This window comes from Xanthovirga aplysinae (assembly GCF_009711365.1).
Lineage (GTDB): Bacteria > Bacteroidota > Bacteroidia > Cytophagales > Cyclobacteriaceae > Xanthovirga > Xanthovirga aplysinae.
Genome location: NZ_SMMB01001007.1, coordinates 1 through 6,511, shown reverse-complemented (window position 1 = coordinate 6,511; position 6,511 = coordinate 1). Strand labels below are relative to the sequence as shown.

Sequence of the window (6,511 nt, the reverse complement as noted above, 5' to 3'; positions counted from 1 at the left end):
ATAGTTATACCCTAAATAAGATAATAGCCCCACAAACAAACCTACAGCCGTTGTGATCATAGCCTCATAAATTCCGGAGGACAACAACTTTGGGCTAACCGACCCCTCCTCTTGAGCAATGGCAATAAAAGCTTGAATCATTCCGGTTACGGTTCCCAGAAATCCAATCATTGGAGCTACACCAGAAATTGTGGCCAATAAAGAAAGATTTTTTTCTAATCGGTAGATCTCAATCTTTCCAACATTTTCGATAGAAACTTCGATATTCTTTAATGGATTTCCAATTCGCGAAAGTCCTTTTTCAATCATACGGGCAATAGGAGATTCATTTTCAGAACATAAAAGGCGTGCGCCATTAATATCCCCACCTAACACTCTTTCTCGGATCTGTTCAGTAAAATGCACTGGAATTTTAGAAGCAGCTTTAATAGTCAACATTCGTTCAAAGAAAATGTAAATAGCAACGAATGCTAATAAAAAAAGAGGAATCATCACCCATCCCCCCTTAAAAAGTAAATCAAGCACTGATATAGTTTTCACACTATCAATCACCATTTCCGGATCGCCTCCGGTTGTTACCTGCAAAAAATTCATCATGTGTTGCACTTCTAAAGAATTTATCCCTGTTAAAATGAAAAAGCCTGAAAATTGAGAACCGTCAAAAATCCTCAGTTGTCAGGCTTAAAATTAAACAATTTTTATACCAGACTATAAGCTTATTTTAATTTCTTAATACCCAAATTTTTTGTCCAAAGTCATTTTTCAATGACTCTAGTACTGAAGAAGCATCATTAAATGAATTATAAGCTGTACTTAATCCAACCCTATAGAAGTGTTCCTCTTCCTGAGGGTAAATTACATACACTTTATGCCCTGCCCTTTCAAGAGTATTTGCTTGGTCGAAAGCTAAATCTTTATCAAAAAAACTTCCTATAACCACAAAGTACTTGCCCGTAATATTTTTAATCTCCAAAATCTCTCCCCGATCTATTTCTTCAACATCCGCAGTTTCAGATACGTTGGCAGAATTACTTTCATCGGTGGAAGCCGCTTCATCTCCCCAACCATCATTAATAGCTTCTGTATTATCCACAGACTCATTTGAAACTTCCTGCTCTTGCACCGGAGGAGTGACATCCAAACTATTCAATTCATTTTCCTTGGGAACAGAGGAAGTTGGCCTTAAAAAGAAAAATATACCTGCCCCAACAATTATAACTGTAAAAACAATGGCGATAACAACAGGCCAATTTACTACCTTCTGTTTAGGAAAGGGTGTATTTTCAGGTTTTTTAACAGCCTCTTTTTCTCTTCTTTCAATGGGTTTAAATGCAACTTCAGCTAATCCGAAGTCCTCATTTTCAACATTATTTTCTTGGGAATTTGATGTTTCCATTATCTTTTAAATAAAAAATTAGCAGTTATTACTTCACCAAAATAGAGATAAAATTTGAAAAAATAAAAAAATTATCTGCTTTGAAATTAGTCATTTTTTTCATCAAATAGGGGTCAATTGAATAAAAAACCATTTCAAACTTGGAAAAAATTTAAACTAATCATTCAAAATCAACGACTTTAAAAAGAATAGGAACCACCAAGCATTACCAATATTCCTTGAGATGGGTAATTCTTAAAATATTCATTCTTTTGTGAAAACAGATTACTTACAGAGAGAAAAACTGATGATCGAGACGATAACTTGTAATCCGCTTTTGTTCCCAAATCAACTACGGGATTTAAAGTCGACTCCTCTCCTTCTGACAAAGGTTCTGTTTCTAAACCACCTAAAACAATCAAATCTACACCCAAAGACAATTTCTCAATAGGATTATAATTTAATGAGGTATTAATTTTAAAATTAGGCTTATAATAAAGAGGCGTTTCATTAAAATCGTAAATAAAATAATTGGCATTCACATTCGCGCTAAAAGACTGCTTATACCTGTATTGCAAGGAAGCAAAGAAGTTTCCTACCCCTATACTGAAAGGATCGTAAGTGAGGTCATAGCGGGAAGGATCTGTCTGATTATTTATAAACGAGTACATATTTGAAAAAGAAGCATATTCAAAACCTGTATTGAGGTTGAAATAGGAAGTAAGATCTGCCTTTAGTCCTGCTTTCATCCCATAATCCTTATAGGTATTCAAAATAATTTGCCCATTATTCATATACGGATTTTCTTTACTAAAACCTTCCAAAGAATTATACTGGACACCTCCACTGAGTTCCCCATAAACCTGAAGGGTTGGATTTAAATTATATCCGGCAAATAGGTAAGGATAAACATGCCACAATATACCTTCTTCCCTGCTAAACGGCGAATTTTCGTAAATAAGGTTTACACCGGCAGCCACTGATAGTAAATCAGACTGATACTGTACCCGTGGTTTCACTTTTACCAAATACCTGTTTACTCCAAATTCATTAGAAGAATACTGTCCAAAAACTCCTTCTGAACCCATTGAAATTTCAATATTATCCTGAAGCTGGTAACTTAAATTTGCCCCGTAGCCCAAATAGCTTTCTGAATCCCCTGTTAAGGTTGAAAAATACCCAGCATTTCCATTTAAATTATAATGAAATGGTCCTTCTAATAATCTATCTTTTAGACCCAATGAAAAATCAAAATTATGAAAGACCTGACGAGTAGTATCAATGTTTACAGGAATTTCAGGATCATACCCATAAAAATAATTTTTTAACCGCTCATATCTAATTTGGGATTCAATTGTAGCTTTATTCGCAAAATACTTTCCACTTAAAGCCAGCAAATTCTCACTTCTTCCTGAAGCACTTTTATTTACTGGTCCGTTTAAGGAAGAAAGGTGTTTTGCCCTTAACCCCACACTCACATCCTTATTAGGTTGGGCATTAAGAAAGGCTTCCAGATAAGGAGTCACATAATTTCCAATACCCGCCTTTACAGTGTTATTAAAATAAACCGGCCGCTTCCCATGCTTGATCGTCTGGACCCGAATTTTCTGGTCAATGGGCTGAGGATTAAAAGTAAAATTTGGGACATTAAAATTTACCTGGGGCGTCAGCTGCTCTGTGGCCTGAGGAGCAACCTTTTCAAAGGAACGGTTCGCCATAGGTAAATCATTCTTTCTATTCTTTTGAATCAACACTTCAGCACTTTCAATGTCCCCATCCTCTTCCCATTTTTCTTGGGCAAAAAGTGGAACAGCAAAGCCTAAAATTACAAGAAAACAAAAAACATTTTTCATATTAATATTTTGGTCAAATAAATCTTATAACTCGCTCACAAAAAAATGTTTAAACACAGAGTCTTAATTAATTGAATCAAGAGAGCTGTCCTCAATAGTTACCTCTTGTTGCTTCAAACTATCTGAGACCTGTTCTTCCTTCTGCTTTTTCTGAAGTTCTTTTTGTCTTTCCAATTCATCCAACTTCTGTAACTTTTGATGTGCAACTTTCACAACTTCAGACAAATTGGATTTTTCAACCACTGAATTCAAAGTAGCACGGGCCTGAAAAAACTCACCCATGGCTATGTAATTATCAGCAATCAACAAAAATCCTTTACCAAGCCAATTGGTATACACAGAAAATTGATCATTCAATTCAAATAAAGCTTCAAGGGATTGTTTATATAACCCTTTTTCATAGAAGATTTCAGCCATTAAGTATTGTGCCTCAGCCCCATTTACATCTTTTGCAGAATTAAGAGTTGCCAGAAATTCATCTACAGCTTTATCGTAATCTCCCTCAGCATAAGCAGCTTTTCCCAAAAACAATTGCGCTTTATTTAAAGCATTCGCAGCCACATTTCCTTTCGCAATGATCTGATCAGCAAAATAGGCGGTTGAATCATATTGTTTCATTAGGTAATAAGCCTCCATTTGCCCGGCCCAGGCATTGTATTGTTCCTTTCGGCTGTTTGCGAGAGATGATAACTGTCTATAATACTTTATGGAAAGGCCTAATTCTCTCTGCCCAAAATAGATATCGGCCATCCTTTGTAGTGAACGGTTCACCATTTTAGTTTGATTATCATCCACCACCATTTCAAAATAATTTATAGCCTCACTCATTTGTTTTTGACGGTAATAAGAATCAGCTATAAAATATTTTGCTTCATAAGTAAGACTATTATCAGGGTAATTCACTAAAAAATCATTAAAACTGGCAATAGCCTTAGTGTAATTTTGATTGTAATACAATGATTTGGCTGACTCAAAAGTAATATTGGCTACAGATTGATTTTCTGGGTTGGCCTTTTTAAAACTTGCCAAATAAGAAGCAAATTCACCTGAACGATTAACCTGTGCAAGAGCCTCTTGTAGCCCCAATAAAGCATCATTGGCTAATTCGTGTGAAATGAATTTATTTAAAATATTCTTGTAATCTTTTATTGCTAAATCATAATTCTGAAGATTAGTATTTGAGATAGCCCTACGAAGTAAAGCATAAGGAATAAACTGACTCTGGGGACTTTTACTAATAAGATGAGTAAACCCATTGATTGCTACTTGGTAATTTCCCTTCTCAAAAGCAAACTGGGCTTTATAAAATAAAGCCTGAGCTACAAACCTGGAATCAGGGTAGTTATTCAACACCTTATCCAATGACTGATAGGCATCGGGAAGTTTTTCCTGAACACCAAGAATGATTCCCTTTTGAAGATAGGCATAGTCAGAAGCAGGGTTACGTTCAGCAATTGCCTGATCATAATAAGAAATGGCATCCGAATACCCCTTAATTGCATAGTAGCAATCAGCTAAACGGATTAATGCATCCTCGTAAAAAAGCTGATCAGAAGCCTTCCCAACTCCAGAAATATAATGTTTAAAATGTACCAACGCTTTATCATATTGCTTGGAATTATAGTAGGCATAGGCTATGCCGTACCTGGCCTTCAAGTAATATTCATTATTTGCATCCGAATTTCTAAAAACTGCAGCATATGAGTTAATCGCCTCCTCAAATTTCTTACCTATGGAATAAGCTTCTCCAGACCAAAAATTAGCCATGACAACCATTTCCCTATCTATGGAAAATTCTAGGGACTTTTTAAAATGCTGTACAGATTGGTAATACTTACCCAAATTAAAAAGTTGTGTCCCTCTCAGGTAGGTTACCTTTTGATAAGCTTTCCGTATGATGTAACTTTTATTTTTTAGGCTTTCAATATGCTGAATAGCCTTTGCATAGTTATTCGTATTCAAATAAGCTTCGCTCAGCAATTCATTGGCTTCTTCCTTATGTTTGCTTGCTGGGAACCGATCTAAAAATTCAGTAAAACTATCGATGGCTTCTGAAGAGTTCCCCAATTCATAATTTAATTTGGCAAAATTTATTAAGGCCTCTTCAGAAATTGTTTCATTATATTTACTCTTTACCGCCTTATTAAATGCTGCAAGGGCAAATTGTTTATTTTCATTCTTTAAATACAAAGCCCCTAAGTAATAAGAAGCATATTGGCTGATCGTATCATTTTTAGCAGCCACTTTCTCAAAATTCTTAATGGCCTTATCATTAGCCCCACTCTCATATTGAGCATAAGCTGCCCTGTACAGAATCCCCTGATCAACTTTTACTCCTTTGGTTCTCAAATATTCAGAAAAATGATTTGCAGCAGCAGAATAATCTTCTTTTTGATAATATGATTCTGCTAATAACAAATTGATTTGATTAGAATTTTGGGGTTTAGGTTTACTCTCCAACACATCATTGGCATAATTAATCAACTTCTCAAATTGATTTTGCTTATAATAGATGTTCGTGATAAAAGAGGGAACCACAGAAGCATAGTTTTCAACTTTCCCGGCCTTTTCCAAATCTAGCAAAGCCCTTTCGTATTCCTCTTTTGAATAGGCAATGAATCCAGCATAATAACTAGCCGAATAAGTAAAAGAATTTTCTGAACGTTTAAGAAGATTGAAATTTTCAAGGGCCTCCTCATACTTTTTTCTAGAAAATAAAGCATAGCCTAACTGAAAGCGTTTTTGATTCAGCTGATCCTCATTCAATTGATTATCATCGGCCTTCTCATAATATTTAATAGCTTTAGCATAACCTTTCTGTGAAAAATAAAAGTTTCCAAGTTCAAAATAAGCCAATCTGGCTTTAGAGTTTTTTGGAAAAGATTCCACAAAATTCTCAATCAAATACTCCCCATCTGGATTTCCCAAACGCAAAGCACTTAATGCGAGATAATATTGAGCATCAACCAAATATTCTTTAGAAGAATTTGAAGAAGAAAGATAGGATTCAAAAATTTGACGGGCGGGACTATAGTTCTCCTTCTGAAATAACTCAAACCCCTCCTTAAATAGTTTATCTGCAGGTTTTCCAATGGAAATATCTTGAGCAAGGCTCTTTGTTGACAAAAGAGTAGCTGCCAATGCAATTTTTATAAATTTATTCATAAATGGTTCCTGGAAAATAGATTTAATTACGTTTTAGGTATTACGAATTTGCTTAAGATCAAGGACAATTAACCTAAATCTCATTTTAAGAAACCGATTGTCTAAGCCCTCAAAAACT

The 6,511-nt window shown here is 35.1% G+C and carries 4 protein-coding genes; all 4 read right to left on the bottom strand.

Annotated elements, in window-relative coordinates; translation table 11 throughout:
• The coding region (locus E1171_RS10230) for a MotA/TolQ/ExbB proton channel family protein (protein WP_155205909.1) at nucleotides 1–594 on the bottom strand (594 nt) is incomplete at its 3' end.
• A gap of 127 nt (nucleotides 595–721) precedes the next feature.
• Nucleotides 722–1,396, bottom strand: a complete 675-nt coding sequence (locus E1171_RS10225) for an SPOR domain-containing protein (protein WP_155205908.1) — start codon at nucleotides 1,394–1,396, stop codon at nucleotides 722–724.
• A gap of 179 nt (nucleotides 1,397–1,575) precedes the next feature.
• Nucleotides 1,576–3,228 (bottom strand): TonB-dependent receptor, encoded by a 1,653-nt coding sequence (locus tag E1171_RS10220; RefSeq protein WP_155205907.1) that lies wholly within the window; start codon nucleotides 3,226–3,228, stop codon nucleotides 1,576–1,578.
• Between the two features lie 63 nt (nucleotides 3,229–3,291).
• On the bottom strand, nucleotides 3,292–6,393 hold the full coding sequence (locus E1171_RS10215) for a tetratricopeptide repeat protein (protein WP_155205906.1): 3,102 nt from the start codon (nucleotides 6,391–6,393) through the stop codon (nucleotides 3,292–3,294).
• Nucleotides 6,394–6,511 lie beyond the last annotated feature (118 nt).